Origin of the sequence: Stutzerimonas kunmingensis (assembly GCF_032106285.1) — a bacterium.
In the GTDB taxonomy this organism is placed as follows: domain Bacteria; phylum Pseudomonadota; class Gammaproteobacteria; order Pseudomonadales; family Pseudomonadaceae; genus Stutzerimonas; species Stutzerimonas kunmingensis_B.
The window spans coordinates 1-26,074 of sequence record NZ_DAMCPO010000003.1 but is presented as its reverse complement, the minus strand read 5'-3'; the positions used below and the strand labels follow the sequence as shown (position 1 = coordinate 26,074).

Here is a 26,074-nt window from a genome sequence, read left to right as displayed (position 1 = left end):
CCGCGCATTGTGCCAGAGCATTCCAGGCTGCGCGCGAGCGTTCAGCGGCACATGCCGAAGCCGCCCATGTCGACGTGAAAGTGGTCGTGGTGGGCCGCGTTGTATTCCGGCCCGAGCGTCACGTTGAACGCATCGCAGGCCGCATCGCGAACCAGCCGCAGGAAACGCGCCTTGTCGCCCTCGCCCTGCCAGTCCCGAGCCACGGTGATGCGGGTGCCATCCTCAAGGCGAAAGCCCGCCATATCCAGCGCATTGGCGCTGGCGTGCTGGCTGCGGCGGTTGCTGCGGGCGATGTTGCGACAGGCAAAGCTGCCGAAGTGATCAATGCGCACCACCGGCTGCTCGAATACTGCCTGGGCCGCCGGCTGAAGCCCGTGCAACTCGAACATCGCATATGCCGCCGCCAGCGGACAGGTGGCGAGAAAAGGTCCGTTGAACCGCACGTCCGAGCCCTGCACCCGAACGCTGTTCTCGACCGGACAGCCGGGCTCCGGCGTGCTGTCCGGCACGGATGAATAACGCAGCGGCGCCGTGGCGAGCGCCTGTTCGCAGAGCGTTCGGTCCTGCTGCAGGCGCCGTAGCTTGAGTGGCGTCAACAGGTTTGGCGGCTCACGGATATCCAGCGGCGCCCAGGGGTTCCAGCGCGGCGGGATGTCGATCAGATCCTGCCGCACCGCCAGGGCGAAGCCGGCAAGCAGCAGCAACAGGAGAAGAAAGAAGCGGCCAAAGGTCATTCCTTATGGGCAACAGCCAACCCGCGAAGTTGAAAGGGATGTTTTACAAAACTGGTCGAAACCGCTCGCTCAGTCGGTCAGCAAGGACATCTGCGGCGCAGGGCGCAATGCAGGCAGGGCCGGCAGGCCGGGCAAGCGTTCGCTCAACAAGCCGTGAAAACGCATCGCCAGCTCGGGCGCACGATGATTGTCGGGGGTATGCAGATAGACGTGCGGCGTCTTGCCGGCCTCGATCCAACCAGCCACCTTGTCCAGCCAGGGCGCCATGAATGCGTCGTTCGTCTCCAGCTCGGGGTGACCGACGAAGCGCACCTGCGGCGAATCGCTGAATGCCACCGGGCGTACCGGCAGACGCGGCTTCTTGCTCTGCGCATGCAACACGGCGGGGTCGTGAGAGTGGCAGCTGAACAGCGCGCGGGTATCTAGGCAGATGCGCTCGATGCCGCGATCACGCAGCAATCGGTTCAACGCGCGCTCGCCATCCCCTCGGTCGAAGAATCCGGGATGCCGCACCTCGATCGCCAGCGCTGCGTCGAAGCCATCGATGAACGCCGCAAGCTCGCTCAATCTGGATGGCCCAACGCTGGCGGGCAGTTGCAGCCAGAACGGCGTTACCCTTCGCCCCAATGGCAGCAACAGCCGCTGGAAGGCATGTGCCTGCTCCAGCGCCGCACGCAGATCGCCGGCCTGGCTGACATCGCGGGGAAATTTGGCACAGAAGCGGAAGCTCTCGGGCATCTCGCCGGCCCAACGCTGGACCTTCTGCTCCGATGGCCAGGCGTACAGCGTGGTATTGCCCTCGACTGTATTGAAGGTGGAACAGTAGGCGGCAAGGAAATCGGAAGCCGGCGTAGCCGTCTGGTACAACGAGCCGAGCCAGGCACTCTCGTTCCAAGAGGGACAACCGATGTAATAGGGAAGCTCTGGCAGATCGAACCGCCTCAGGCGTAGAGGTCGAGCCCGAGCACCTCTGCGCCGTCGAACTCGACGCTCATGCTGGCGGTGCTGGCGTAGCTGGCCAGCGCCTGGGCCACGCGACTGGTCAGTGGGCGCTCGGGCTGCGGCTCGTCATAGCGGAATGCGGAGTAGCGTTCGACCAGCGCGCTGGAATTGACCCGCTGCTGCGGACGATCAGCCTGGGGCTGGTAATCCTGACCGGAGCGGCTGTCGACCCCGCGCTGCGCCTGCGCGACCCGCTGCGTTTCCCCATAGCTATCCGCCGCCCTGCCGGTACGGGCAGAACGATCCGTTGAATAGGGAACGGGAAAGGAGCTTTCGACGCGCATCATTGGACTCGATCAGAGGCCCGGCGACTCTAACGGGCAGCCAGGAGTTTGGCAACGTTCCTCGTCATTTGATCCCTTTAGGCGTCGCAACATTGTCCCGCAGGTAGACCGGCTGGGCCTGATCGGCCTCCAGCGCCTCGCCTCGGCGCCAGGCGAAACTAGCCAGACTCAGCAGATCTTCGGCATGCGGCAGCATCCCGGCGTCGTGCGCACGTACGGCCGCGGTTATCCGCTCGGCGTAACCCCAGCCGGTACCGGCGCCGAACCAGTCGTCACCTGCATCGCGCGGCAGCACGGCCTGCTCGGGCGGTAGCACGGCCTCACTGCCGACCAGCTGCATCTCCCCGGCCTGCTCGCGATAACAGCCCCAGTAGACCTCGTCCATGCGCGCATCGATGGCCGCCGCGACCTGCGCTGCGCCGTGCTCACGCCAGGCCCGTTGGGCAATGGTCGCGAGGGTCGAAACCGGCAGCACCGGCCGCTGCAACGCGAACGCCAGGCCCTGCACCACACCGATGGCAATCCGCACGCCGGTAAAGGCACCTGGCCCCCGCCCGAAAGCGATGGCATCCACCGCGGACAGCGCAACCCCGGCCTCGCCGAGCAGCGTCTGCACCATCGGCAGCAGCCGCTGGGCATGCAGGCGCGGAATCACCTCGTAGTGACTCAGCACCTTGCCGTCGTGCAACAGCGCGACTGAGCAGGCTTCGGTGGCAGTATCCAGGGCCAGCAGAGTGGTCATCGGGTCGGTCCGGTCGGTAAAAAGGCGCCGATTCTAACGTATTCGCGGAGCGGGTTCTTTCGCGCCTGTCCTGATCTCCGGGCAAAAAAATGCCCGTATCTTTCGATACGGGCATTTCTATCGCTCGTGCCAGGCAGCTTCGATCAGCTCAGTGCAGCGAACACCTTGGCCGTAATCTCGTCCACCGAACCGACACCTTCGATGCAGCTGTACTTCGGCGTGCCTTCCGCGGCTGCCAGGCTCTGGTAAAAGTCCACCAGCGGCTTGGTCTGCGCATGGTAGACGGACAGGCGATGACGCACGGTCTCTTCCTTGTCGTCTTCGCGCTGGATCAGCTCATCGCCGGTTTCGTCGTCCTTGCCAGCAACCTTCGGTGGGTTGTGCTCGGTGTGATAGACGCGGCCGGAAGCCGGATGCACACGGCGACCCGCGATGCGGCCGACGATCTCCTCGTCGTCCACGGCGATCTCGATCACGTTATCGATGCGCACGCCTGCTTCCTTCAAAGCTTCGGCCTGCGGAATGGTGCGCGGGAAGCCGTCGAAGAGGAAGCCATTGGCGCAATCCGGCTGCGCGATGCGCTCCTTGACCAGGTTGATGATCAGGTCATCGGAAACCAGGCCACCGGCATCCATCACGCTCTTGGCCTTGAGGCCCAGCTCGGTGCCCGCCTTGACTGCGGCACGCAGCATGTCGCCCGTGGAGATCTGCGGAATACCGAATTTTTTGGTAATGAAGCCAGCCTGGGTACCTTTTCCGGCACCGGGCGCTCCCAGCAGAATCACACGCATGATGAGTCCTCGAGTTTCTTAGAAGGGGGGCGATCCTGCCAGCGGGCCGGAGTGGCTCTTCGCTGACGAATCAAAAATTCTGGTTTGCCGCCATGCGACAAAAGGTTGAACACGATACACAGCGCACCGAGGCGGCACAAGCCGTCCCGAAAGCGTCTATCGACCCGCATAAATGTCGCGATTCGACGCGAGTTGCGCTCAACGACTACGCATCGCGCAGCCGTTGAGCGCCGGGAACCGCCACTTCAGCCCGTGTTGCGCAAGCCCGCCGCGATACCCGCCACACTGACCAGCAGCGCCTGCTCGAGCGGGCTGTCTGCCGGGTTCTGCTGCTGCCTTGAGCGAGCCAGCAGTTCTATCTGCAGCAGGTGCAACGGATCAAGATAGGTGTTGCGCAGACTGAACGCCTCCTGGGTCTTCGGGCTGTGGTCGAGCAGATCGGCCTGGCCGGTCACGCTCAGCACAGCGCCGACCACCTGCGACAATCGGTCACGCAAATCGCTACCAAGGGAAAGCAGTTCCGGCTGCACCAGGCGCTCATCGTAACGCCTTGCGATATCGGCATCGGCCTTGGCCAGCACCATTTCCAGCATGTCGATGCGCGTAGTGAAGAACGGCCATCGCGCACGCATTTCGGCCAGCCGCTCGCCCTCGCCGCGCGTCAGTGCGCTCTGCAGCGCCTGCTCCCACCCAAGCCAGGCGGGCAGCATCAGCCGCGTTTGCGTCCAGGCGAAAATCCAGGGAATCGCCCGCAGGCTTTCCACCCCACCCTCGCGACGTTTGGAGGGGCGACTGCCCAACGGCAAACGGCCCAGTTCCAGCTCGGGTGTCGCCTGGCGGAAGTAATCGACGAACTGCGGATGCTCGCGTACCACGCCACGATAGGCCGCCACCCCTTCGGTGGACAGGCGATCCATGGTCTCACGCCAGTCGGCCTCGGGCATCGGCGGCGGCAACAGAGTCGCCTCGAGCACCGCGGCGAGGTACAGGTTGAGGTTCTGCTCGGCGATGTCCGGCAAGCCGAATTTGAAGCGAATCATTTCGCCCTGTTCGGTGGTACGGAAGCGCCCGACAACCGAGCCCGGCGGCTGCGACAGAATCGCCGCATGCGCCGGGCCACCGCCACGCCCCACGGTGCCGCCGCGGCCATGGAACAGCAACAGTTCGACGTCGTGCTCCCGGCATACGTCCACCAGCCGTTCCTGAGCGCGGTACTGGGCCCAGGCGGCGGCAGTGGTGCCAGCATCCTTGGCCGAGTCGGAGTAGCCGATCATCACCTCCTGCGGGCCATGCAGACGCTGGCGATACCCGGGCAGCGCGAGCAGGCGGTCGATGATCGGCGCGGCGTTGTTCAGGTCATCCAGGGTTTCGAACAGCGGCACCACACGCATCGGTCGCTGCAGGCCGGCTTCCTTGAGCAGCAACTGCACGGCGAGTACATCGGAGGCCGCATGGGCCATGGAAATGACATAGGAGCCAAGTGACGCCGCTGGCGCCTCGGCGATCACCGCGCAGGTGGCGAGCACCTCGGCGGTATCGGCCGACGGATGATAATGCGCCGGCAGCAGCGGGCGGCGATTGCCCAGTTCAAGCTGCAGCCAGTCCAGTCGCCGCTGCTCGTCCCACGCCTGATAGTCGCCCAGCCCGAGGTAATCGGTGATTTCCGCCAGCGCTGCGGCATGCCGTGCCGCGTCCTGGCGAATGTCCAGCCGTACCAGGAACAGCCCGAACACGGCCAGTCGCCGCAGGCAGTCAAGCAGCGCGCCATCGGCGATCATGCCCATCCCGCGGGCATGCAACGAGCGGTAGCAGAGTTCCAGCGGCCGACGCAGCTCGGCGCAGTCCTGCAGCACTTCCGCCGGAGCCGGCTGGCCATGCTCGATGGCTGCTCGCGCCCACTCCCGGGTCGCCCGCAGGCGTTGACGCAGGGGCTTGAGCAGGACCCGGTACGGCTCGGCCGAATCACCGGTCAGACGCAGCAGTTCCTCACTGGCTTCGCTCATCGACAATGCGGTGATCAACCCTTCGATCTCCCGCAGGTACAGATCGGCAGCCACCCAGCGCGCAGTCAGCAACACTTCGCGGGATACCATCGCGGTCACGTTCGGGTTGCCGTCGCGGTCGCCGCCCATCCAGGAGGCGAAGCGGATCGGCGCGGCCTCCAGTGGCAGGTGCAGCCCGGTCGTCCGCCTGAGCGTCGCATCGGTCTGGCGCAATACATTGGGTACGGCCTTCCACAGCGAGTTCTCGATGGCGGCGAAGCCCCACCGCGCCTCTTCCACCGGCGTCGGTCGGTTGCGACGGATTTCCTCGGTGTGCCAGACCTCGGCGATCAGGCGCTGCAGCTGCAGCTCGATCTTCGCCTGCTCGGCGCCGGAGAGGTCGGTGTGGTCCCGTGCGGCCAGCTGTTCGGCGATGGCGTCGTACTTCTGGATCAACGTGCGCCGTGAAACTTCGGTGGGGTGCGCTGTCAGCACCAGTTCGATTTCCAGGCGGCTGACCTGCCGTGCAATGAACTCGTCGCCGTGTCCGGCGGCCTTGAGGCGTTCGATCAGATCGGCGAACACGCTGGTTTCGAACGGTACCGGCTCGCCTGCCGTACGGCGACGAACCTGATGGTACTGCTCGGCGATATTGGCTAGGTTGAGGAACTGGTTGAACGCCCGTGTCATCGGCAGCAGTTCATTCTCGTCAAGGCTGTCGAGCGTCTCGGACAGCAGTTGCGCACCCTCGGCCGAGCCTTTGCGTGCCGCCTTGGCGCCTTTGCGGATGCGTTCGATCTTGTCGAAGAACTGGTCGCCATGCTGGGCGCGAATGGTGTTGCCGAGCAGTTCGCCAAGCAGGTGTACGTTGTCGCGCAGGCGCGCGTCGATGATTTTCGCCATGACCTTCTTGCTCCTCCTGGGCTGCCGCCTTCACATGAGCGACTCGCCGCTGCTTATCAGACGCGCCGCGGAGAAAACGATCCTGAACGGCTACGCTGAAATTACCTCCAACCAGAGTGCCCACCGCATCCGGTCATGACAAGGCGTCAACGCCGACGACCCTGTTGCGGACAGCACGATTGCACATGTCATCACCGCTCGTAAGCGCGGGCAAAGGAGTAATCATGAGAATTTCCGAGCTGGTCAGCCATTGGGAACGCGACGCCAAGGGTCACATGAGCCAGACAACCTACAGCATTCCGCTGGACGTCGAGAGCGCGGCGCGGCTCGCGGCCCTCGCCGAGATGTACCCCAAGCGCAGCACCGAAGCGCTGCTCGGCGAGCTGGTTGGTGCGGCCCTCGAAGCCGTCGAAACCAGCCTTCCGTATGAGCGCGGCACCCAGGTCATCGCCACTGACGAACAGGGCGACCCGGTCTACGAAGACATCGGGCCCACCCCGCGCTTTCTCGAGCTCTCGCGCAAACATCTCAAGCGCATGCTCGACGAGGAAGCGTCTTCTACCCCACCGGCCTGACCCGAAAGCGCACCCTGTACGCTCGGCGCCCGCTCAGGGCGCCATCACACAGGTCACCCTTGTTGCATACGCCCGCCCTGCCCGCGCAGGCCAGTCCCCACCCCGTTAATACCGCGCTGGTAGCGGATTCCCCGATGACAACCGCTCTAGCCCGCCAACTTTCACTGAACGATTAGCGCCATTTGGCCTCACAAAGATATGTCCCGACATCGGTAGTGCCCTATTCAGCACACTGCCCGGCCAGGGACGGTAGCTATTCGTTGAGCAATTCGAACTGGAGACTGACCATGAACAAAGCTGTCGCAACCCACGCTTCGAGATTTCAGCTACCCAAGCTGGCGGCCATTGCACTTGGTGGCCTGCTGCTGACCGCATGCGCCGGCAACCCACCGACCGAGCAGTTCGCCGTGACTGAATCGGCCGTGCGCAGCGCCGTAAGCGCTGGTGGTACCGAGTATGCCGCAGTGGAAATGCGCGCCGCGCAGGAAAAGTGGAAAGAGGCCGAACTGGCCATGCAGAAAGAAAACTACGAACAAGCCCGCAAGCTGGCCGAACAGGCCGAATGGGATGCCCGCGTAGCCCAACGCAAGGCTGAAGCGGCGAAGGCTCAGAAGGCCGTCGAAGATGCGCAGCAGGGGATTCAGGAATTGCGCGAAGAAGGCATGCGCAACGTTCGCTGATTCCTCGCCACGCCCGCCATTCCGTTTATAGCCAATAGGATGAACTCGTCATGCACAAGCTTGTAACCCTACCTACCATGCTGGCCCTGAGCATCGGCCTAGTGGCCTGCGCCAACCAGCCCAATCAGAACCTTGAAGAGGCGCGCAGCAGCTTCTCCGCTCTGCAGAGCGACGCCCGCTCAAGCAAGGTCGCAGCCCTGGAAACCCAGGACGCCAGCAACATGCTGGACAAGGCCAACAAGGCATATCTGAACGATGCCGACGAAGAAACGGTGGATCAGCTGGCCTACCTGACCAAGCGCCGCATCGAACTGGCCGAGCAGACTATTGCCCTGCGCGCGGCCGAAAAGGATCTCGGCAAGGCCTCCGCGCAGCGCGCCGAAGCCCGCCTCGAAGCCCGGGACGCGCAGATCCGCAAGCTGCAGGAGGACATGCAGGCCAAGCAGACCGAGCGCGGCACCCTGGTGACCTTCGGTGACGTTCTGTTCGACCTGGACAAGGCCGAACTTAAACCGGCCGGTATGCGCGGCATCCAGAAGCTCGCTGAGTTCCTGAACGAGAATCCGGAGCGCAAGGTGGTAGTCGAGGGTTATACCGACAGCACCGGCTCCGACTCTTACAACCAGCAGCTTTCCGAGCGCCGCGCCCAATCCGTGCGCCGCGCATTGACCCACGCGGGCGTCGATCCACAGCGCATCCAGGCGGTGGGCTATGGCGAGCAATACCCGGTTGCGAGCAACGACTCGCCGTCCAGCCGCGCGATGAATCGCCGCGTCGAGGTGACTATCTCCAACGACAGCCAGCGCGTCGCGCCACGTTCGTCGATGGAGTGACCACGGACCGTGGGCATGGCGAGCTGATGCCCTGCCCCTTTAGCAGCCCGTCGCCCTGACGGGCTGTTTTATTTGCTCTCCTGCGGCGCATCCTGACCCATGCAGCGCACGGCGCGCTTCTTCCTGTCGACCAGCACGCCTGTCAGGCCCTTCTGTTCGGTATCGAACAGCACCAGCACACCATCGATGCACTGAGCCACCTGCGACGCCGGCTTCAGCGATACCCGGTAATCCTCGCCGGGAACGGTCTTGAGCATGGTGTAGTCAGCCAGCAGCAACGCATCCTCTGGCTTGGCGATATGCACGTAGCCGTAATAGGACAGCACCGCAACCGTGCCAAGCACGCTGCCGATGGCGGTCAGGATCAGGGGAATGGGATTGCGTTCGGACATGGACGGTCTCATCGAGGCAAAGAGGCGCATTGTGACAAATTCGAAGGTCGCCTGCGGCTCATTTACCGCCGGCGCGGGTTTCACCGCGGGCCTGTGAGGTCGCCTCGTAGACCCGCTCGGCCAGGCGCGAGAAGGGCAGGCTCTGGATCCAGACGCTGCCGGTGCCCTTGAGGGTGGTGAGCAGCAGCCCTTCGCCACCGAACAGCATGCTCCGGAGGCCGCCGGCAAGCTGGATGTCGTAGTCGATGCCCTGCGTGAAGGCCACCAGGCAGCCGGTATCCAGCCGCAGGGTTTCGTTGTTCAGCTCCTTGCGAATCACGGTGCCGCCGGCATGCACGAACGCCAGTCCATCGCCTTCCAGGCGCTGCAGGATGAATCCCTCACCACCGAAAAAGCCTGCGCCGATGCGCTTGCTGAAGCTTATGCCGATGCGCGTGCCATAAGCCGCGCAGAGAAAGGCATCCTTCTGACAAAACAGCTTGCCGCCCACGGCAGCAAGATCAATCGGTACCACTGTGCCCGGATAAGGCGCGGCGAAGGCCACGCGTGCCTTGGCCTTGCTTTCATTGGTGAAGTGAGTGAGGAACAGTGACTCGCCGGTGAACATGCGCTTGCCCGCGCCCCACAACTTGCCGAGCACGCCGCTCGCCGAACCGTCGCCCATGCGCGCTTCGAAACGCACGCCGTCGGTCATGTAGTTCATTGCTCCGGCTTCGGCGATCACCGTCTCGTCTGGATCGAGGATGATTTCCACGCTTTGCGCGGACTGACCGAGGATTTCGTATTCGAGTTCGTGGCTGGACACGGCGAGCTCCTGAAGCGATCGGGTTGCGGCGCTGCAAGGATGCGGCAGCGTCCCGCCGTTGCCTATTTGCGCCCGAGAATGCGCAGGATACGCAGGAACAGGTTGATGATGTCCATATAGAGCGCGGCTGCGCTGTCAATCGCATTGTCCAGCGTCTTGGGGATCTGATTCGCCCGGCCCCAGTCCACGCCGACATAGCCGCAGAAGATCAGCACGACGATCCAGTCGATCACGCCGTGATGAATGCCGAGGATGAACACCTCGACCAACTCGACGACGATCACCAGCAACAACGCCACTGTCAGCGCACCGGCGATGCTGGCGAAGAACTTCGGAAACAGCGTGCCGAGCAGCATCATGCCCAGGGTAACCAGCGCGGTGATGCGTATCGCCTCATGCACCAGAGAGGCGTCGTAGCGGCTCACCACCAGGTTGACGATGAGTCCGAACGGCACCACGACCAGGTTGTAGCCGACAAAACTCACCCAGGGCTGGTTCGAACGATGAAACAGCCAGGCGCCGGTGAGGCAGCTGGCGAAGTAGCCGCCAAAGAACAGCCAGGGATGGATGCTGCGAATGGACTCGACCGGGATGTTGCCGACCATCCACCAGTTGACCCAGAAGCCCCAACAGAGCGTGAGGCCAATGACGAGGTTATACGCAGCGGGGGAGAGTGTGCGATCCATCGGGTTCGCACGCCGGGCAAAGACGGAGTTTTCCATATCGTTACGCTTCCTTGCGTGAGTGATGTCGGATATTCGGGATCAGAGAATGTTCGCGTAGTCGGCTTCGATGCGATCCAGGCTCAGGTGATTGAGAAAGTTGGAGAAGCACATCCAGGCCGACAGCGCATTGAGGTCCTGAAATTGCTGCGGCAGATACTTGGGCGGGACGACCATGCCCTCGTCCACCAGCTGGCGCAGCGTGCGCATGTCCTCAAGCGTGGTCTTGCCGCAGAACAGCAGCGGGATCTGCTCCAGCCGGCCTTTGCGCACGGCTAGCTGGATGTAGTTGTAGATCATGATGAAGCCCTTCAGGTAGGACAGGTCCTTGGTGAAGGGCAAACCATCGGGGGTCGAGCCGCGGAACACCCGGCTGGCATTGCTGTAGCAGTCGTCGTCGCCATATCCCTGCTCGCGGAAGAAGGCGAACACGTCGAGGAAATCCGCGCCCTCCTCGGCCATGTGGATGGCGCGGGTGCGGTTGGTCAGCTTGCGCAGGCGCGTCGGGTAGGAGGCGAAGGCAATCACCTCCATCAGGATTGCCAGGCCTTCCTGGGTAACCGTTGAAGACGGCGGCCCCTTGGCGAGGAAGGTGCAGATCGGCTGGTTCTGCCCGTTGAGCGTGGTGCCGACGTGCACCAGGCCTTCGTGAACCTCCAGCGCGCGCACGTCACGCTCGTTGAACAGCGCGTCGCTGCGGATCTTGATGTAGTCGGCGCCCGCTGCCGCATCGGCGAGGATGCCGTCGGACTCGAAAACACGGATCACGCCCTCGCCTTCGCCGAACACCACATCCAGCCGCTTCTGCAGCAGCTCGACGGCCTGCGGCGCGGTGAGATTCTTCGGCTCGTCACGCAGATCGCCACGGTCGGCGATGTTGTTCAGGTAGTCGGAGAGCATAAGGCCGAGGTCGGCCAGGGTTGGATCGCCAGCATGGAAGGCGTCGGATGCCGCGCCGTAGAGCTCCTGGGAGATCATGCCGAAGTCCGGTGTGCCACGCGCCTCGAGCATGCGGATAACCATGCGGTATTCCTTACACATGCGCCGCATGATCTGCCCGACCGGGTTGAACTGACCGAGCTGACGGGTGATGTCGCGCTCGATGTCCTGGAATTCCTGCTTCTTGGCGCTGGAATCGAAGGCCAGTGGCCGGCCCTCGTAGTAGCCGCGATCGATCTTCGGCAGCTCGCGGCCCTTGGCGGCGAAAAAACCCTGGCGGGTATTCTCGTCCCACTTCACCGCGTCCAGTACGCGCACTGGCGTCTGCGCCTCGACGATGCGGTCGGACAGCCCGCGCACGATGGTCTGATACTCATCCAGGTTGTTACGGCTGTTCATCAGTCCCTCTTCACGGATGACCCGTACCCTTGAGGTTATACCCGCAGCCGCCGAGGCCGGCACACTGCGGTGTCAGTCGACGCTCAGTGGATCAGAGTTCCGGACGCATGTGCGGGAAGAGGATCACGTCGCGGATCGAAGGCGAGTTGGTCAGCAGCATCACCAGGCGATCGATGCCGATACCCTCGCCCGCGGTCGGCGGCATGCCGTATTCCAGCGCACGCACGAAGTCGGCGTCGAAGTGCATGGCTTCGTCATCGCCGGCATCCTTGTCGGCTACCTGCGCGTGGAAACGTTCGGCCTGATCCTCGGCATCGTTGAGCTCGGAATAGGCGTTGGCGATCTCGCGGCCACCAATGAACAGTTCGAAGCGGTCGGTGACGTTGGGGTTGCGATCATTGCGTCGGGCCAGCGGCGAGACCTCGAACGGGTACTCGGTGATGAAGGTCGGCTGTTCCAGCTTGTGCTCGACCAGCTCCTCGAAAATCATCACCTGCAGCTTACCCAGCCCTTCGTGGCCGAGCAGCTTGGCGCCGGCCTTCTTGGCGATGGCGCGAGCCTTCTCGACGTCGTTCAGGTCATCCGCGGAGATTTCCGGGTTGAACTTGAGGATCGAGTCGAACACCGACAGCCGCGCGAAGGGCTCGCCGAAGTGGAACACCTTGTCGCCGTAGGGCACGTCGGTGCTGCCAAGCACGGCCTGGGCCAGCTCGCGGAACAGCTCCTCGGTGAGATCCATATTGTCTTCGTAGTCGGCGTAAGCCTGGTAGAACTCGAGCATGGTGAACTCGGGGTTATGCCGGGTCGAGACGCCTTCGTTGCGGAAGTTGCGGTTGATCTCGAACACGCGCTCGAAGCCACCGACCACCAGACGCTTGAGGTAGAGCTCCGGCGCGATGCGCAGGAACATCGGCATGTCCAGCGCGTTGTGATGGGTCTCGAACGGTTTGGCCGCAGCGCCGCCGGGAATGGTCTGCAGCATCGGCGTTTCGACTTCGAGGAAGTCACGCTCGGCGAGGAACTTGCGGATATGCGAGATGACCTGGGAGCGCACGCGGAACGTTTCGCGCACCTCCTCGTTGACCATCAGGTCGACGTAGCGCTGGCGGTAGCGCTGCTCGGTGTCGGTCAGGCCGTGGAACTTGTCCGGCAGCGGGCGCAGCGACTTGGTCAGCAGGCGCACGCTGTTCATGTAGACGTACAGGTCGCCCTTGCCGGAGCGCGCCAGTGTGCCCTCGGCGGCAATGATGTCGCCCAGGTCGAAGTGCTTGACCGCGTCGACCTGCTCGGCCGGCAGCGTCTTGCGATCGACATAGACCTGGATGCGCCCGCTCATATCCTGCAGCACCATGAATGGCCCGCGGTTGAGCATGATGCGCCCGGCGACCTTGACCGGAATGGCGGCCGCCTCCAGCTCCTCCTTGGTCTTCTCGGCGTACTGTTTCTGCAGGTCGCCTGCATAGCGGTCGCGACGGAAGTCATTGGGGAAGGCATTGCCCTGCTCGCGCACGGCAGCAAGCTTTTCCTTGCGCTGGGCAATCAGCTTGTTTTCTTCCTCTTGGATGGCGTGCTGGTTCAGCGGTTGTTCGCTCATTGCGGGTCGTCCCGGTCAAATCGTTTCAATGGAGGTGCTTGCGGCTTGAGGCTTGCAGCTGCTCTCAGAGCCCCTGTTTCAGGCTGGCTTCGAGGTATCCGTCGAGGTCGCCGTCGAGCACCTTCTGGCAATCGCTGCGCTCCACACCGGTACGCAGATCCTTGATGCGCGAGTCGTCGAGCACGTAGGAACGGATCTGGTGCCCCCAGCCAATGTCCGACTTGCTGTCTTCCAGCGCCTGAGAGGCGGCGTTGCGCTTCTGCATTTCCAGTTCGTACAACTTGGCCCGCAGCATCTTCATGGCGGTGTCCTTGTTGGCGTGCTGGGAACGTTCGTTCTGGCAGGCCACCACGGTATTGGTCGGGACGTGGGTGATACGCACGGCCGAATCGGTGGTGTTTACGTGCTGACCACCGGCGCCGGAGGAACGGTAGGTATCGATGCGCAGGTCGGCCGGGTTGATCTCGATCTCGACCCTGTCGTCGATCTCGGGTGAGGCGAACACTGCCGAGAACGAGGTGTGGCGGCGCGCGCCGGAGTCGAACGGGCTCTTGCGAACCAGGCGGTGCACACCGATCTCGGTGCGCAACCAGCCAAAAGCATATTCACCCTTGATGTGCACCGTGGCACCCTTGATGCCGGCGACTTCGCCCTCGGACAGCTCGACGATCTCGGCAGTGAAACCGCGCTTGTCGGCCCAGCGCAGGTACATGCGCAGCAGGATGTTCGCCCAGTCCTGCGCCTCGGTGCCGCCGGAACCGGCCTGGATGTCCAGGTAGCAGTTATTCGGGTCCATCTCATGGCTGAACATGCGGCGGAATTCGAGCTTTTCGAGGATTCCGCGCAGACGGTCCAGCTCGGCGGCCACATCATCAACGGCGCCTTGATCATCTTCTTCGACCGCCATGTCGAGCAGGTCGCGAGAGTCGGCAAGTCCGCCATCGAGGTCATCGATGGTTTCGACAATCTGCGCCAGGGTGGCGCGTTCACGGCCCAGGCTCTGGGCGTATTCGGGCTTGTTCCAGACGTTGGGGTCTTCGAGTTCGCGGTTTACTTCGACGAGACGATCATGCTTCTGATCGTAGTCAAAGATACCCCCGAATTGACAGGGTGCGCTCGGACAGGTCCTTGATGCTGTTGAGGATCGGGTTGATTTCCATAGGTAGGCAGCTCTCAATCGGACGGTGCAAAAGCCGGCGATTATAACTCAGCCAACCCGCGCTGACAGCCCGCCGGACGTGCCGGCGGACGGTCAGGAAACGGATTTGCCCTCATGACGGTCGATCAGGCACTCACACCGCGTACCTGGCTTTCCAGCTCGGCTTTGAGTTGCGGATCGAGCTGCAGACAGCGGGCAAGTTCATCCAGATAGGCACGCTCCATGAAATGCTCCTCGTCGACCATCAGCACGCTGGCCAGATACATCTCCGCAGCCATCTCGGGGGTACTGGCGGCACTGGCCACGTCAGCCGGGTCCAGCGGCTTGTTCAGTTCGGCCTCGAGCCAGTGCTGCAGATCAGCATCGGCCAGCTTGCCCAGCTCCGCCTCGATCAGCTGACGCTCTCGGGCATCGACATGGCCGTCGGCCTTGGCCGCTGCCACCAGTGCCTTGAGAATGCCCTGGCTGTGCACCTCGACCTCTGCCGGCGGCAGGCGATCGATGGTCTGTGGCGTCTGCTGTTGCGCCCCGCCCTGCTGCGCCTGCCAGTTGCTGTAGGCCTTGTAGGCCAGCACGCCGAGCGCCGCCAGACCGCCGTAGGTCACCGCCTTGCCGCCCATCTTGCGCACCTTGCGGTTGCCCAGCAGCAACCCCATGGCACCGGCCGCCAGCGCGCCGCCACCGGCACCCGACAGGGCATTGCCGAGCGAACCGCCGCCAACGCCGGAAAGCAGGTCGCTCAAACCGCCTTTGCCAGGTTTGCCACCTGCACTGGATTGCTGCTTCTGCAGCAGGTCCTGACCGGACCTGAGCAGTTGATCGAGAAGGCCACTGGTTTTCATCGAAGTCCCCAAACGGATTGAATCAGGATTTGAACAGCAGTGCTCAGTCAAACGACTCGGGCACCTGACGAATCGGCGTGTCGCGATGGGCAGCACGCACGTACTGCGCCGGCCAGGCCACGGAACTGTCACGCAGGTCCTCGGCAGCATGCAGCGGCCAGTACGGATCACGCAGCAGTTCGCGGGCGAGCAGAATCAGGTCGGCCTGGCCGGTGCGCAGGATGTGCTCGGCCTGCACCGCCTCGGTGATCATGCCGACCGTGCCGGTGGCGATACCCGCCTCCTTGCGCACGCGCTCGGCGAACTGGGTCTGGTAGCCGGGCCCGACCGGGATATCGGCGTTGGCAGCAGTGCCACCGGACGACACATCGATCAGGTCGACGCCAATCTCCCTGAGCCGCCGCGCGAGTTCGACGGTTTCGTCGGCATTCCAGCCATCATCGACCCAGTCTGTTGCCGAGAGGCGGACGAACAGCGGCAATTCCTCGGGCCAGACCTGGCGAACAGCTGCCGTAACCTCCAGCAGCAGGCGGATACGGTTGTCGAACGAGCCGCCGTAGCGATCCTGCCGCTGGTTGGATAGCGGCGAAAGGAACTGATGCAGCAGGTAGCCGTGGGCCGCATGTACCTCGGAAACCTTGAAGCCGGCCGCCAATGAGCGCTCGGCCGCCTCGACGAAGGCCTGCACGACGCCCGCGATGCCGGCGTCGTCCAGCGCCGTCGGCACGGCATGTTCAGGCGAGAAAGCAATGGTCGAAGGACCGACCGGGGTCCAGCCGCCAGCGGCGATCGGCACGCTGCCGTGCTTGCCGAGCCAGGGCCGCCAGGTGCTCGCCTTGCGCCCGGCATGGGCCAGCTGCACGCCGGCGAATGCGCCCTGCGCCTCGATGAAGCGGGTGATCCGCCGCAATGGCTCGACATGCTCGTCGGACCAGATACCCAGGTCGTCCGGCGAAATACGCCCCTCAGGGCTGATCGCCGTCGCTTCGATGATCACCAGCCCGGCGCCACCGACGGCCCGACTGCCCAGATGCACCAGATGCCAGTCGTTGGCCATCCCGGCCTTCGCCGAGTACTGGCACATGGGCGATACGGCAATCCGGTTGGGCAGTTTGAGCTGGCGCAGGGTAAGCGGCTGAAAAAGCTGGGACATGTCGGCCTCTACTGTCGGTGATGCGGATTTGACACCCGTCAGTAGAGACCGTTTCGCCGCTCATGCCCAGCCCGACATCGGTGGAACTGTCAGCCTCAGGCAGCGCTGACCTGCACCGGCACACCGTTGAGCGCGGCATTGCCGGATACATCCAACTGGCGCTCGTCAGTCAGGTCGTTACTGCTGGCGCCCGGTTGCTGCCGGGCGATATCCATTTGCACGCCAGGACGGGCGTGGCCCCAGCCATGCGGCAGGCTGACCACGCCGGGCATCATCTCCTCGCTGGCCAGCGCCTCCACCTCGACCACGCCGACCCGGGAATGCACGCGCACCCGCTGGCCATCCTGCAAAGTCCGAGCAGCCATGTCCGCAGGGTGCATCAGCAGCTGATGACGAGGTTTGCCCTTCACCAGGCGCTGGTAGTTGTGCATCCAGGAATTGTTGCTGCGTACATGCCGGCGGCCGATCAGCAACAGCTCGTCGGCACCTGCCTGAGGCTGCGCGGCGAAACGCTGCAGATCGTCCAGCATCAGCGCCGGCGCGGTCTGGATGCGCTTGTTCGGCGTTTTCAGGCGCCGCGCCAGGTTTGGCTTGAGCGGCCCGAGATCCAGCCCGTGGGGATGATCCTCCAGTGCTGCCAGGCGCAGCTTGCGCTCGGACTTGTCGCCGTATGGCCCATGGCGTAGCGCCAGGTCCATCATTTGCTGCGGCGGCATGGTGGGCTTCAGCTCGACGCCGACCCGCGCTGCGTACGCCTTAGCCAGCCCGATGAAGATTTCCCAGTCGTGCAGCGCACCCTCGGGTTTGGGCAGTACCGGCTGGTTGAAGCGGGTAACGTTGCGCACGGCGAGCAGGTTGAAGGTGGCGTCGTAATGGTCGTGCTCCAGCGGCGCGGTCGGCGGCAGGATCACGTCGGCATAGCGAGTGGTTTCGTTGATGTAGAAATCCACACTGAGCATGAACTCCAGCCCATCCAGCGCCTGCTCCAGCTTGCGCCCGTTGGGCGTGGAGAGCACCGGGTTTCCGGCCACGGTGATCAGTGCACGCACCTGCCCTTCCCCGGGTTCAAGCATCTCCTCGGCCAGTGCCGCTACCGGTAGTTCGCCGCCGTATTCAGGCAACTGCGAAACCCGGCTATGCCAGGCGGCGAAGTGGCCGCCGGAGGTGGTCTCCACCAGATCCACCGCAGGCTCGGTACACAGCGCGCCGCCGACCCGATCGAGGTTACCGGTGACCAGGTTGATCAGCTGCACCAACCACTGGCAGAGCGTGCCGAAGGCCTGGGTCGAGACGCCCATCCGCCCGTAGCAGACTGCCTTGTCCGCCGCCGCGAAATCCCGCGCCAGCTGGCGGATCTGCTCGGCCGGAATCCCACAACGGGCGCTCATCGCCTCGGCGGTAAAGGCGGCGATCGCCGTGCGCACCTCCTCGATGCCGTCCAGCGGGAGCTCGCTGGTGCGCGTCAGGCCTTCCTCGAACAGAGTATTGAGCAGGCCAAACAGCAGCGCCGCGTCTTGTCCCGGCCGCACGAACATATGTTGATCGGCGATCGCTGCGGTCTCGCTGCGACGCGGGTCGACCACCACCAGCTTGCCGCCGCGGGCACGGATCGCCTTCAACCGCTTCTCTACGTCGGGCACGGTCATGATGCTGCCATTGGAGGCCAGCGGGTTGCCGCCGAGGATCAGCATGAAATCGGTGTGATCGATGTCCGGCACGGGTAATAGCAGGCCGTGGCCGTACATCAGATGGCTGGTCAGGTGATGCGGCAGCTGATCGACCGAGGTCGCGGAAAAGCGATTGCGCGTCTTCAGCAGCCCGAGGAAGTAGTTGCTGTGGGTCATCAGCCCGTAGTTGTGCACACTCGGGTTGCCCTGGTAGATGGCCACGGCATTGGCGCCGTGGCGCTCGCGGATCTCAGCCAGGCGCTCGGCGACCAGTTCGTAGGCCTCCTCCCAGCTGATCGCCTGCCACTCATCGCCGCAGCGCCGCATCGGGTGGCGCAGCCGGTCACGGTCGTTCTGGATGTCCCGCAGGGCGACAGCCTTGGGACAGATATGGCCGCGGCTGAAGCTGTCGAGGGGGTCGCCCTTGATCGAAAGGATGCGCTCGCCTTCGGTCTGGATGGTCAGGCCGCAGATGGCTTCGCACAGATGACAGGCACGGTGATGGACGCTGATCTCGCTCATTTCGGATTCCCGCATGGCGCTGTTGTTGTCCAGCCACTCTAGGCGCCATGGCCGCGGGCAACAATCAGACGTCTTGACGGGGAATGGCGCTGGATTCAGCCGGCCTATCGTCAGCCGGCATGCATCGATCAGCGCGGGGCGATATGCGCCACCATCAGCTGCACGCTTTCCTGACCGCGGTACTCGTTGACGTCGAGCTTGTAGGCCAGCTCGGCCCAGCGCACCGTCGGATTCGGCCAGATTTCGCGGTCGACGTTGAAGGCAATGCCGTCGAGGGTCAGCGAGCCGCATTCGCTCTTGAGCACCAGCTTCAGATGGCGCTCGCCGACGATACGTTGCTGCACCAACTGGAACACCCCATGAAACATCGGCTCGGGAAAATGCTGGCCCCAGGGCCCGGCGTTGCGCAGCGCACGCGCCAGTTCCAGGTGGAACTCCTCGACGCTGAGCTGGCCGTCGGTTAGCAGCCGGCCGGTGAGATCATCCTCGCACAGCTGGCGGCGCACTTCGGCGTCGAAGGCGGCAGCGAATGCGCCGAAGCTGGCTTGCGGCAGCGACAGCCCGGCCGCCATGGCATGCCCGCCAAACTTGCTGATCAAGCCGGGATGCTTGGCGGCGACCGCATCCAGCGCATCGCGGATATGAAAGCCCGGCACCGAGCGCGCAGAGCCTTTGAGCAGGCCGTCGCCGGCATCGGCGAAGGCGATGGTCGGGCGGTGGTAGCGCTCCTTCATACGCGAAGCCAGGATGCCGATCACGCCCTGATGCCAGTCCGCCTCGAATAGGCACAGGCCGAACGGCAGGTCTTCCAGGGGCAAATCCTTGAGCTGCGCCAGTGCCTCGCGCTGCATGCCCTGCTCGATGCTCTTGCGGTCCTTGTTCAGCTCATCGAGCTGGACCGCCATATCGCGCGCCAGTGCCTCGTCCTCGCAGAGCAGGCATTCGATGCCCAGCGACATGTCATCCAGCCGCCCGGCCGCGTTGAGCCGCGGTCCGAGAATGAAGCCCAGGTCGGTAGAGGTGATGCGTCGATGGTCGCGCCCCGTCACTTCGAGAATCGCCCGCAGGCCCGCCCTCGCCCGCCCCGCGCGAATCCGCGCCAATCCCTGATGGACCAGGATGCGATTGTTGGCATCCAGCGATACCACGTCGGCGACACTGCCCAACGCCACGAGGTCCAATAGCTCAGCCAGGTTCGGCTCTGCCCAGCCCTGACGGATGAACCAGTCCAGCTCACGCAGGCGAGCGCGTAATGCCAGCAGCACATAGAAGATGACCCCGACACCGGCGATGCACTTGCTGGGAAAGGCGCACTCAGGCTGATTGGGGTTAACGATGGCATCAGCCGCCGGCAGTTCGTGACCCGGCAGGTGATGGTCCGTGACCAGCACCTTGAGCCCTGCGGCCTTGGCCGCCGCCACGCCGTCGACACTGGAAATGCCGTTGTCCACGGTCACCAACAGATCGGGCTCGCGCTGCAAGGCAACGGCAACGATTTCCGGCGTCAGACCGTAGCCATATTCGAAGCGATTGGGCACCAGGTAATCGACGTGGGCAGCGCCAAGCTGGCGCAAGCCAAGTACACCCACGGTGCTGGCCGTGGCGCCATCGGCATCGAAATCGCCGACGAACAGGATGCGTTGACGCTTCTCCAGCGCCTCGACCAGCAGCTCGACCGCGGCATCGATGCCCTTGAGCTGCTTATAAGGAATCAACCGCGCCAGCCCCTTGTCCAGCTCCTCTGCGCAGGTCACACCACGGGCCGCGTAGAGGCGCTGCAGCAGCGGCGGCAGCTCGCCAAGGTCGGGCAGCTGCTCGGGCAGGGGGCGGGGTTCGATACGCATCGTCGGATTCCAGACTCGGTGAAACGGATTACAGGGAGGTGGCCGCACGTGCGGCCTGGTCGTACAGGCCCGACATAGCGCGCAGCATGCCCGCCAGGCGGTGGATCTCATCAGGGTCGATATTGAGGTTCTCGAACGAGGCGATCAGGCATTCGCGGCGGATGTCGGCGTACTCCTGACAAAGCGCACGGCCCTTGTCGGTGGTGCGATAGAACATCTCCTTGCCCTGCTTCGCCCCTTCCACCAGGCCGAGCTTGCTCAGCTTCTTCAGCGCGTAAGTCACGGTGTGGGTGTCTTCCACATTGAGCAGCAGGCAGATATCCGCCTGTCGCTTGGCGCGGCCACGGCTGGTGAGATTGTGCAGCACCATGACGTCCAGCGCGTTCATCTCCACCGTGCCGCAGGCCTGCATGCAACGCTCCATCCAGCGCATCAGCGCGGCGCTGGCGACGATGATGCCGTACTCCAGTTCAGACAGTTCCTGGGACTGCTCGGCGAGGTGCGCCGAAGCGACGATCGAAGATCGCAACGGGCGGGGGCTTTTGGCGTCAACCATCTTGAGTTCCTGATTGATGAAGCGGCAGCGCCGTTCGTATCGATGGGGCGGGCAAGGATACAGCAATGTCCGCTCAGGCACTTCAGACGCCCAACGGCAGAAATACGTTGATAATTTATCAATACTTTATCAGTGTATCGACCCTCAACGCCGCCGCAAACGCACCAGTCCATTTCGAAAGGAGCAGCCATCGTGAGTCGTCTCTTACTCAATTGCGATATAGGGGAAAGCTTCGGCGCCTGGACCATGGGCCTGGATGCCGAGGTGATGCCGTTCATCGATTGCGCCAATGTCGCCTGCGGCTTCCATGCGTCCGATCCGCAGATCATGCGGCGCACAGTGGCGTTGGCACGCAAGCATGATGTGCGCATCGGCGCCCATCCGGCCTATCCGGATCTGGTCGGCTTCGGCCGGCGCTCCATGGCCTGCAGCCCGGCCGAAGTGGAGAACATGCTGCTCTATCAGATCGGCGCACTCGACGGCATCTGCCGCGCTGAAGGCACGCAGGTTCGCTACGTCAAACCGCACGGGGCGCTGTACAACGACATGATGCGCCAGCCCGAACTGCTGCGCGCAGTGATGAGCGCCATCAAGGCCTACAGCGCCAACCTGCCGCTGATGCTGATGTCCACCCGCGACAACAGCGCAAGCCAAGCACTGGCAGAGGAAATGGGCATCACCCTGTGGTTCGAGGTGTTCGCCGACCGCGCCTATGACGCCGCCGGCATGCTTGTTTCGCGCAGCCTGCCAGGCGCCGTCCACCACGATGCAGAAACCGTGACCGACCAGGCCCTGCGCCTGGCCAAGGGCGAGGCGCTGATCGCGAGCGATGACAGCGCGCTGATTCTGCAGGCCGATACCCTCTGCGTGCATGGCGACAACGCCGGTTCCATAGCCGCCGTCCAGCGCATCCGCCACGCGCTGCAAGCGCTTCCCGCATGAAGCCGCGGATCGAAGTGGTGGGCGTCGACAGCCTGTTGTTGCGCCTGTTCGATCAGATCGACGAAGGCAACATGCCCTGGATGCTTGCCGCCAGTCAGCGGGTGCGCGACGCCTTCGGCACGGCACTGATCGATCTGGTGCCTTCCTACACCACCCTGCTGGTGCATTACGACCTGATCCAACTGGACGACCTGCAGGCTCGCCAGCACCTTCACCAAGCGCTCGAGGGTCTGCAGCCCGCCGCCGCCGAAACTGCGCGCCAGCATGCAATCCCAGTGTGGTACGACGCCAGCGTCGGCCCCGAGCTACGAGCGCTAGGCAAGCGCAGCGGGCTCGGTGTAGCCGGCGTGATCGAGCAACACAGCGCACACATCTATCAGGTCTTCGCCCTCGGCTTCGCACCCGGCTTCGCCTTTCTCGGGCTGGTCGATGAGCGTTTGGCCAGCCCGCGCCTGGCCACACCACGCAAGCAGGTGCCGGCCGGAAGCCTGGGCATCGCCGATCGGCAGACCGCCATATATCCGCTGGTATCGCCGGGTGGCTGGAATCTGATCGGGCGCAGCCCGGTTCGTCTGTTCGACCGCGAGCCCGACGGCTACAGCCTCTGGCAGCCAGGCGACCGGGTGCGCTTCGTGCCCATCGAGCGCGCCGAATTCATCCGCTTGGGCGGCAACGACAGCCCTTTTCAGGAGACTGCCGTATGAGTCTGCTTATCGAACGCGCCGGCGCATTGGCCAGCTTGCAGGACGGCGGCCGTATGGGCGTCCGCCACCTCGGCGTTACCCAGGGCGGCCCGGTGGACTGGATTTCCCACAGCTGGGCCAACTGGCTGCTTGGAAATCCTGTGCAGGCCGCTACGGTGGAAATCACGCTGGGGAATTTCAGCCTTCGCGCGCAAACCGATACCTGCCTGGCGATCTGCGGTGCCGATCTCGGCGCCGCGCTCGATGACGAAGCCATCGCACCGGGGCGTAGCTTCGAGGTCCGTAAGGGCCAACTGCTTACCTTCACGCACCCAAAGCGAGGCGTTCGCGCCTATCTCGCTGCGCCAGGCGGCTTTCAGGCGACACCGGTATTGGGGAGCTGCGCCACGGTCCGGCGCGAGCAACTCGGCGGCTTGGCCGGTGACGGCCAAGCGCTGGCCGAGGGCGGCCGCTTGCACTGGCTCAGTGGTGTTTCTGCTGCTCGCCGAGAGCTGCCAGTGCCAACCGTCACCCCACTACCGAGCCCGACCCTGGCGGTCGTGCTCGGCGCGCAGATTGGTGATTTCAGCGGCCAGAGCCTGTTCGATGCCTTCAACAGCGACTGGACAGTCGATCAACGAGCCGACCGCATGGGCGTGCGCTTGCTCGGCCCAACGCTTCACAGCACGCGCTCATCCATGATTTCCGAAGGCGTGCCGCTGGGGGCGATCCAGGTTCCGGCCGACGGGCAGCCGATCATCCTGCTCAACGACCGCCAGACAATCGGCGGCTATCCACGCCTCGGCGCGCTGACACCTGCGGCGGTGGCCCAGCTGGCGCAGTGCCTGCCAGGCACCTCGCTCAGGCTCAAACCGATTTCACTGGAGGCCGCGCAACGCGCGCACCGCGAACTGCTCGCCCAGTGGCGGTAGTCGCTCATAAGGAGCCGCTGACCAGCAGCCAGTTATTCCAACAAGAACAACATTGCCGGGTATGACCCGGGCGCATTTCTACCTGCCCCAACGCCAAGAAAAAGAAGGTATCCAATGCAAGCCACACAAGCCGAACGCGGCACTCCCGCCCAGCGCAACGTCCTGCGCGGCGCCATTTTCATCATGGCGACTTCGTCCATCGGACCCGCGTTTCTGACCCAAACGTCGCTGTTCACCGAGAAGTATCTGGCGAGTTTCGCCTTCGCGATCCTGATCTCTTTGCTCATCGACATCGGTGCCCAGCTTAATATCTGGCGGGTGATCACCGTTGCCAACCTGCGCGGCCAGGACGTCGCCAACCGCGTGATACCCGGCGTCGGCCATCTGATATCCGCCTTCATCGTGCTTGGCGGCATTGCCTTCAACATCGGCAACATCGGTGGCGCCGGCCTGGCGATGAATGTGATCTTCGGTATCCCGCCGATAATCGGCTCGTTGATCGCCGCCGTGCTGATCATCGGCATCTTCCTGCTGCGCAACGCCAAGGGCGTGATGGACTCGGTGATGCAAGTCCTTGGCCTGGTGATGCTGTGCATGATCGGCTACGCCATGCTGCAGTCGAATCCACCACTGCTCGAAGCGATGAGTCGCAGCTTCAATCCGGACGACCCATTGATCCTGCTGCTGCCGATCGTGACATTGGTGGGCGGCACGGTCGGCGGCTACATATCGTTTTCCGGTGGCCATCGCCTGGTAGAGGCCGGCATCACCGGTGTAGAGAATGTCAGGCTGGTAACCCGCGCGGCCGTGATCGGTATCGCTACCACTGGCGTCGTGCGCATCTGCCTGTTCCTCGCAGCCCTCGGTGTCGTCAGCCAGGGCCTGACTCTCGACCCGAGCAACCCCGCTGCATCGGTGTTCTCCCATTCGATGGGCACCATCGGCTACAAGATTTTTGGCGTAGTGCTACTGGCCGCATCGGTTTCATCGGTGATCGGCGCCGCTTATACCAGTGTGACCTTCATGTACTCGCTGCATGACAGCATCCGCCGGCATAACCAGCGTGTGGTGATCGCCTTTATTGCCTGCTCGACGCTCATCTACAGCCTGGTCGGCCAGCCCGTGAAGGTTCTGGTGGTGGCGGGCACCCTGAATGCCCTGGTACTGCCGCTGGCGCTGGGCTGCATATTGCTCGCGTCGCGCAAATCGAACATCGTCGGCGATGCCTACCGTCACCCTACCTGGATGCTGATGTTCGGCATATTGGCCATGCTGGCCACGGCGGTTGGGGTGGTGATGTCGTTCAATGCGCTGCTGGAGTTCTGGCAAGCGTGACTGGCACGGCGGGCGCTCTCAGCGCTCGCCGAGCAACCAACCCAACTTCACTTCGAACTGGCCACGCTCATCGGTGATGAACAACGTGCCGTCACTGATCATCACGCCCCACTGCAGACTACGCGGCAAGTCCTTGACCAACGCGGCAAGTGACTCCGAGTCGATGGTGGCAATGGACAGATTCTTCAATCCCTTCACCGCATCGATCACCTTGCCCTGCCAGACGCGCAGATTGCCATAGGCAACCAGGCTGACGCGTTCGGCTCGTCGCGAACACCAAGTCAATCGCTCTGCATCCGGCTGACCCACTTCGATCCAATGAAGGACGCGGCCATCCAGACTCTTTTCCCAGAGTGCTGGCTCGTCCACATCAGAGAGGCCGCGACCAAAGGCCAGCTGCTCGCTATACCAGAGCGCATAGGCAATCAATCGCACGCCGAGGCGTTCTTCGGTTTCCGACGGGTGTTTGGCGACCGTAAAGCGCAGATTCTCGTAAACCCCGCGGTCCAGGTCCGTGAGATTCAGCTCGACTTTATATGGTGTGGCTTGCAGGGCCATGAACGGCCTCCGTTGCGAAAAGGCGCGCAGTCTACCGCAAAGCGGTCAACACCGATCCTCGCTGCGGCCTTCGACACCGTCGGTACGAACGGAAAAATACGCTCATCGGGAGAAACCCCCGACGAACGAACTTTGACAATTATTCTCATTCTGATTAGCATCCCAACCGTCAACGAATTCAACGGGTAGTGCTTCTATGTACGTCTGTCTTTGCCAGGGTGTAACCGACGGCCAGATTCGCGATGCCATCTACGAAGGCTGCTGCAGCTACCGTGAAGTACGGGAAACGACGGGCGTCGCCACCCAGTGCGGCAAGTGCGCCTGCGTCGCCAAGCAGGTCGTGCGCGAGACGCTCAGCAACGTGCAGAGTGCCCAGGCCTCCCTCGCGTACCCTGCCAGTTTTGTTCAGGCTTGACAGACTGAAGCCATGAAGCCGGGCCATGCCCGGCTTTTTTTTGGTTCATCGCGCTTTCCCGGGGAAGGCAGCCTTGATTTTCAGGAAGA

General features: G+C 63.5%; 26 protein-coding genes. 8 read left to right on the top strand and 18 right to left on the bottom strand.

What is annotated here, in order from left to right:
* Window positions 1–41: 41 nt before the first annotated feature.
* The 6 genes from RT582_RS03275 to ppc all read right to left on the bottom strand — a co-directional run bounded on the left by RT582_RS03275 (window position 42) and on the right by ppc (window position 6,438).
* Window positions 42–734, bottom strand: a complete 693-nt coding sequence (locus RT582_RS03275) for an extensin-like domain-containing protein (RefSeq protein ID WP_044315250.1) — start codon at window positions 732–734, stop codon at window positions 42–44.
* Window positions 735–803: 69 nt separating this feature from the next.
* Window positions 804–1,601: a DUF72 domain-containing protein gene (locus RT582_RS03270; RefSeq protein ID WP_044315251.1), complete on the bottom strand. Its 798-nt coding sequence runs from the start codon at window positions 1,599–1,601 to the stop codon at window positions 804–806.
* A 74-nt stretch (window positions 1,602–1,675) separates the two neighbouring features.
* The gene (locus RT582_RS03265) at window positions 1,676–2,020 is read right to left on the bottom strand and encodes a hypothetical protein (protein WP_014820981.1); all 345 of its coding nucleotides are present in this window, start codon (window positions 2,018–2,020) and stop codon (window positions 1,676–1,678) included.
* A gap of 64 nt (window positions 2,021–2,084) precedes the next feature.
* Window positions 2,085–2,762, bottom strand: coding sequence for a tRNA (adenosine(37)-N6)-threonylcarbamoyltransferase complex dimerization subunit type 1 TsaB (gene tsaB, locus RT582_RS03260; RefSeq protein WP_044315252.1), 678 nt, complete (start codon window positions 2,760–2,762; stop codon window positions 2,085–2,087).
* A 143-nt stretch (window positions 2,763–2,905) separates the two neighbouring features.
* Window positions 2,906–3,553, bottom strand: coding sequence for an adenylate kinase (gene adk, locus RT582_RS03255; protein WP_041014541.1), 648 nt, complete (start codon window positions 3,551–3,553; stop codon window positions 2,906–2,908).
* Between the two features lie 245 nt (window positions 3,554–3,798).
* Window positions 3,799–6,438 (bottom strand): phosphoenolpyruvate carboxylase, encoded by a 2,640-nt coding sequence (gene ppc / locus RT582_RS03250; protein ID WP_044315253.1) that lies wholly within the window; start codon window positions 6,436–6,438, stop codon window positions 3,799–3,801.
* Between the two features lie 224 nt (window positions 6,439–6,662).
* Between ppc and RT582_RS03245 the strand changes: the two genes are divergently transcribed.
* From RT582_RS03245 to RT582_RS03235, 3 genes are all read left to right on the top strand, one after another.
* Window positions 6,663–7,013: a hypothetical protein gene (locus tag RT582_RS03245; RefSeq protein ID WP_044315254.1), complete on the top strand. Its 351-nt coding sequence runs from the start codon at window positions 6,663–6,665 to the stop codon at window positions 7,011–7,013.
* Window positions 7,014–7,300: 287 nt separating this feature from the next.
* Entirely contained in the window at window positions 7,301–7,693 is a 393-nt protein-coding gene (locus RT582_RS03240) for a DUF4398 domain-containing protein (protein WP_014820986.1), read from the top strand.
* A 50-nt stretch (window positions 7,694–7,743) separates the two neighbouring features.
* Window positions 7,744–8,526: an OmpA family protein gene (locus tag RT582_RS03235; RefSeq protein ID WP_044315255.1), complete on the top strand. Its 783-nt coding sequence runs from the start codon at window positions 7,744–7,746 to the stop codon at window positions 8,524–8,526.
* Between the two features lie 68 nt (window positions 8,527–8,594).
* Here the strand turns inward: RT582_RS03235 and RT582_RS03230 are convergent, their stop codons facing one another.
* From RT582_RS03230 to RT582_RS03180, 11 genes are all read right to left on the bottom strand, one after another.
* Window positions 8,595–8,918, bottom strand: a complete 324-nt coding sequence (locus tag RT582_RS03230) for a hypothetical protein (RefSeq protein WP_014820988.1) — start codon at window positions 8,916–8,918, stop codon at window positions 8,595–8,597.
* A 58-nt stretch (window positions 8,919–8,976) separates the two neighbouring features.
* Window positions 8,977–9,723, bottom strand: coding sequence for a TIGR00266 family protein (locus tag RT582_RS03225; protein WP_042926247.1), 747 nt, complete (start codon window positions 9,721–9,723; stop codon window positions 8,977–8,979).
* A 62-nt stretch (window positions 9,724–9,785) separates the two neighbouring features.
* On the bottom strand, window positions 9,786–10,445 hold the full coding sequence (locus tag RT582_RS03220) for a Bax inhibitor-1 family protein (protein WP_044315256.1): 660 nt from the start codon (window positions 10,443–10,445) through the stop codon (window positions 9,786–9,788).
* Between the two features lie 42 nt (window positions 10,446–10,487).
* Complete coding sequence (locus RT582_RS03215) at window positions 10,488–11,783, bottom strand: flavohemoglobin expression-modulating QEGLA motif protein (RefSeq protein ID WP_003283839.1); 1,296 nt, start codon at window positions 11,781–11,783, stop codon at window positions 10,488–10,490.
* A 91-nt stretch (window positions 11,784–11,874) separates the two neighbouring features.
* Window positions 11,875–13,377, bottom strand: a complete 1,503-nt coding sequence (lysS, locus tag RT582_RS03210; RefSeq protein ID WP_044315257.1) for a lysine--tRNA ligase — start codon at window positions 13,375–13,377, stop codon at window positions 11,875–11,877.
* Window positions 13,378–13,441: 64 nt separating this feature from the next.
* A protein-coding gene (prfB, locus tag RT582_RS03205; RefSeq protein WP_102832577.1) for a peptide chain release factor 2 occupies window positions 13,442–14,537 on the bottom strand; the annotation gives its coding sequence in 2 pieces (ribosomal slippage) (window positions 13,442–14,464 and window positions 14,466–14,537; 1,095 coding nt in all).
* A gap of 124 nt (window positions 14,538–14,661) precedes the next feature.
* Window positions 14,662–15,378, bottom strand: coding sequence for a tellurite resistance TerB family protein (locus RT582_RS03200; protein WP_044315258.1), 717 nt, complete (start codon window positions 15,376–15,378; stop codon window positions 14,662–14,664).
* Window positions 15,379–15,421: 43 nt separating this feature from the next.
* On the bottom strand, window positions 15,422–16,531 hold the full coding sequence (locus tag RT582_RS03195) for an NADH:flavin oxidoreductase/NADH oxidase (protein WP_044315259.1): 1,110 nt from the start codon (window positions 16,529–16,531) through the stop codon (window positions 15,422–15,424).
* Window positions 16,532–16,626: 95 nt separating this feature from the next.
* Window positions 16,627–18,720, bottom strand: coding sequence for a molybdopterin oxidoreductase family protein (locus RT582_RS03190; protein WP_044315260.1), 2,094 nt, complete (start codon window positions 18,718–18,720; stop codon window positions 16,627–16,629).
* 128 nt (window positions 18,721–18,848) lie between these two features.
* A complete protein-coding gene (gene recJ / locus RT582_RS03185) occupies window positions 18,849–20,564 on the bottom strand; it encodes a single-stranded-DNA-specific exonuclease RecJ (protein WP_044315261.1) in 1,716 nt (571 codons plus the stop codon).
* 28 nt (window positions 20,565–20,592) lie between these two features.
* Window positions 20,593–21,120 carry a winged helix DNA-binding protein gene (locus RT582_RS03180; protein ID WP_038658189.1) on the bottom strand — a complete coding sequence of 176 codons (528 nt, stop codon included), beginning with the start codon at window positions 21,118–21,120 and terminating at the stop codon, window positions 20,593–20,595.
* A gap of 192 nt (window positions 21,121–21,312) precedes the next feature.
* Between RT582_RS03180 and RT582_RS03175 the strand changes: the two genes are divergently transcribed.
* From RT582_RS03175 to RT582_RS03160, 4 genes are all read left to right on the top strand, one after another.
* Window positions 21,313–22,062, top strand: a complete 750-nt coding sequence (locus tag RT582_RS03175) for a 5-oxoprolinase subunit PxpA (protein ID WP_044315262.1) — start codon at window positions 21,313–21,315, stop codon at window positions 22,060–22,062.
* Entirely contained in the window at window positions 22,059–22,766 is a 708-nt protein-coding gene (pxpB, locus tag RT582_RS03170; protein WP_044315263.1) for a 5-oxoprolinase subunit PxpB, read from the top strand. Before RT582_RS03175 ends, pxpB begins: the two co-directional genes overlap by 4 nt.
* A complete protein-coding gene (locus tag RT582_RS03165) occupies window positions 22,763–23,677 on the top strand; it encodes a 5-oxoprolinase subunit C family protein (RefSeq protein ID WP_044315264.1) in 915 nt (304 codons plus the stop codon). The genes pxpB and RT582_RS03165 overlap by 4 nt, the downstream gene beginning before the upstream one ends.
* Window positions 23,678–23,791: 114 nt before the next feature.
* The gene (locus RT582_RS03160) at window positions 23,792–25,012 is read left to right on the top strand and encodes an NRAMP family divalent metal transporter (RefSeq protein WP_090521312.1); all 1,221 of its coding nucleotides are present in this window, start codon (window positions 23,792–23,794) and stop codon (window positions 25,010–25,012) included.
* Between the two features lie 18 nt (window positions 25,013–25,030).
* Here the strand turns inward: RT582_RS03160 and RT582_RS03155 are convergent, their stop codons facing one another.
* On the bottom strand, window positions 25,031–25,570 hold the full coding sequence (locus RT582_RS03155) for a YaeQ family protein (RefSeq protein WP_003300734.1): 540 nt from the start codon (window positions 25,568–25,570) through the stop codon (window positions 25,031–25,033).
* A gap of 196 nt (window positions 25,571–25,766) precedes the next feature.
* Between RT582_RS03155 and RT582_RS03150 the strand changes: the two genes are divergently transcribed.
* Window positions 25,767–25,985, top strand: a complete 219-nt coding sequence (locus RT582_RS03150; RefSeq protein ID WP_014821003.1) for a bacterioferritin-associated ferredoxin — start codon at window positions 25,767–25,769, stop codon at window positions 25,983–25,985.
* Window positions 25,986–26,074 lie beyond the last annotated feature (89 nt).